Below are 2,995 nucleotides of genomic sequence, written 5' to 3' on the forward strand. Positions count from 1 at the left end.
ATGCTCCGTCAGTAAATTTTTAAATTAAGTTAGTTTTTCAGTGGCCTCGGCGCAGCCTGAGGAGGCTCAGCGCATGCCCGCGGAAAGGGAGTCGTTTTTCCCGCCACCATCATCGCACATAAAAGTCTCGAAACTGAGTCTTACGGAATAGGGTGCTTTAGTGGAATAAACTATGTGACTCCCGAACTCAAAATAGCTCAAAAAAAATCCACAGAAGTAATTACTTCCGTGGTGTCATGTGCCATCCTTCTATCTTTCTTTACTATCAAGAATCAGTGTAACAGGGCCTGAATTAGTTAAATGAACATTCATCATTGCGCCAAATTCGCCTGTCTCTACTTCTACCCCTTCACTTTTAACAAGCTCATTGAAGGATTCATAGAGCTCTTCTGCTTGATCGGGCTTAGCGGCTTCCATAAAGTTAGGGCGTCTACCTTTTCGGCAATCGCCATATAACGTAAATTGTGAAATGGAAAGCATGCGGCCGTTCACATCCCGAACCGACAGATTCATTTTCTCATTTTCATCTTCAAAGATACGAAGATATGGAATTTTCTTTGCTAAATAACGCGCGTCTTCTTCTGTATCCTCGTGGGTGACGCCTAATAACACGACAAGACCATGTTTAATTGCGCCTACTGTCTTATTTTCCACCTCTACAGATGCATCCATCGCACGCTGAACGATTGCTTTCATACAAATGACTCCTTTTACCCGCTACTGCATGACACGTCTTACGGTATAAACTTCTTGAATTTGTTTGATTCGTTCTACGATTTTACGTAAGTGACTCGTGTTCTGAATTAAGATGGTGATATGAATCGTCGCCATTTTATTTCGATCTGACTTCCCTGAAACGGCTGTAATGTTCGTCTTCGTTTCATTGACAGCTTGAAGGACTTCATTCAGTAACCCTCGGCGATCATAACCCCATATTTCAAGATCCACATGGTATTGCTTCGAATCGGTGACCGAAGTTTCCCATTTGACAGGTAGCAAACGTGTTTGAGCTTCTTCTGTCTCTACATTAGGACAATCGGTTCTATGAACGGAGACTCCTCGTCCTTTTGTAATATAACCGATGATATCGTCACCAGGCACTGGGTTACAGCACTTAGATAAGCGGACCAGCAGATTATCTACACCTTCAACACGAACACCTGAATCTTTTTTGCCGCTTTTTGACGGGGTTTTGATTTCAGTCGTACTTACGTCAGCAAGAGTCTGTTCCAAGTCTTGAGCTTTTTGTTGTTGCTTCCGCAATCTCTCTGTCATACGGGTGGCAATTTGAGCGGCAGTGATCCCTTGATAGCCAACGGCGGCATACATGTCTTCTTCGTTGCTGAAATTGAACTTCTCTGCAACTCGTTTCAAATTGTCCGCCGTCAACACATCTTTGGGCTGAATACCAAAGTTGCGGATCTCTCTCTCGACAAGCTCTTTACCTTTAGCAATGTTTTCATCTTTTCTTTGTTTCTTGAAGAATTGTTTAATTTTATTTTTAGCTTGAGACGTTTGAGCAAGTTTGATCCAGTCTTTAGATGGACCATATGAATGCTTAGAAGTCATTACCTCAATAATATCGCCTGTTTTCAACTCATAGTCTAATGGCTCCATCTTTCCATTTACTTTTGCACCAATCGTTTGATTCCCGACTTCCGTGTGAATCCGATAGGCAAAATCAATCGGCACAGATCCTGATGGTAACTCTATGACGTCTCCTTTTGGAGTAAATACATAAACCATATCGGAGAACAGATCGACTTTAAGGGACTCCATGAACTCTTCAGCATCATGGGTTTCACTTTGCCATTCCAGAATCTCGCGGAACCATGTCAACTTCTCTTCAAAAGATTGTTCGGCTGTATGTGGTCTGCCTTCTTTGTAAGCCCAGTGCGCCGCAATTCCATACTCAGCTATCTCATGCATTTCGTGTGTGCGGATTTGAACCTCGAGGGGGTCTCCTTTTGGACCGATTACCGTCGTATGAAGGGACTGGTAAAGATTAGGCTTAGGCATCGCAATATAATCCTTGAACCTTCCTGGCATGGGCTTCCAGCACGTATGGATAATTCCTAAGACAGCATAACAATCCTTGATGCTGTTCACGGTAATTCTTACAGCTAATAAATCATAAATTTCATTGAACTGCTTATTTTGAAGCACCATTTTTCTATAAATGCTATAGAGGTGTTTCGGTCTTCCATTGAGATCAGCGTCAATATTCACTTCTTTCAGCTGATCACGGATTTCATCGATGACTTCTTCAATGTAATGCTCCCGCTCGTTTCTTTTCTGTTTCATAAGATGAACAATCCGGTAATATTGTTGTGGGTTCAAATAACGGAGTGCTGTGTCTTCGAGCTCCCACTTTATTGTAGAAATCCCCAAACGATGCGCCAAAGGAGCAAAAATCTCCAGTGTTTCATTAGAAATTCTTCGCTGTTTCTCGGCAGGCAAGTGCTTCAACGTGCGCATATTATGCAAACGGTCTGCTAATTTAATGAGAATGACACGAATATCCTTCGCCATTGCGACGAACATCTTCCTGTGATTCTCAGCTTGTTGAGCTTCTTTTGATTTATATTTAATTTTTCCTAGTTTTGTAACTCCATCGACAAGCATAGAAACTTCTGTATTAAACGCCTTCTCAATTTCCTCCAGCGTCACATCCGTATCTTCCACGACATCGTGAAGAAAACCCCCGGCGATTGTTTCTGGATCCATTTCCAAATTGACAAGTATACCTGCTACTTGAATCGGATGAATGATGTAGGGTTCTCCTGATTTACGGAATTGATCACTGTGTGCACTTTCAGCAAACTGATACGCACGACGAATGAAGGCAAGATCAAAGTCATTCAAATATTTACTTGCTTGTTCGATCACTTCTTCAGCAGTTAATACTGTATCTTTCGCCATTCAATCACCCTGGTTTCTTTTAACTTACTTTCATAAGATGGTTTGCTTAACATTATCAAAAAAAGAATGAAAA

2 protein-coding genes are annotated in these 2,995 nt (G+C 41.7%); both read right to left on the bottom strand.

Annotated features, from left to right (window positions below; all coding sequences use genetic code 11):
• Positions 1–249: 249 nt before the first annotated feature.
• A complete protein-coding gene (dtd, locus tag LD39_RS16915) occupies positions 250–696 on the bottom strand; it encodes a D-aminoacyl-tRNA deacylase (RefSeq protein ID WP_035550293.1) in 447 nt (148 codons plus the stop codon).
• Positions 697–717: 21 nt separating this feature from the next.
• A complete protein-coding gene (locus LD39_RS16920) occupies positions 718–2,922 on the bottom strand; it encodes a bifunctional (p)ppGpp synthetase/guanosine-3',5'-bis(diphosphate) 3'-pyrophosphohydrolase (RefSeq protein WP_035550296.1) in 2,205 nt (734 codons plus the stop codon).
• Positions 2,923–2,995 lie beyond the last annotated feature (73 nt).

The organism is Halobacillus sp. BBL2006, assembly GCF_000786645.1.
Classification (GTDB): Bacteria; Bacillota; Bacilli; order Bacillales; family Halobacillaceae; genus Halobacillus.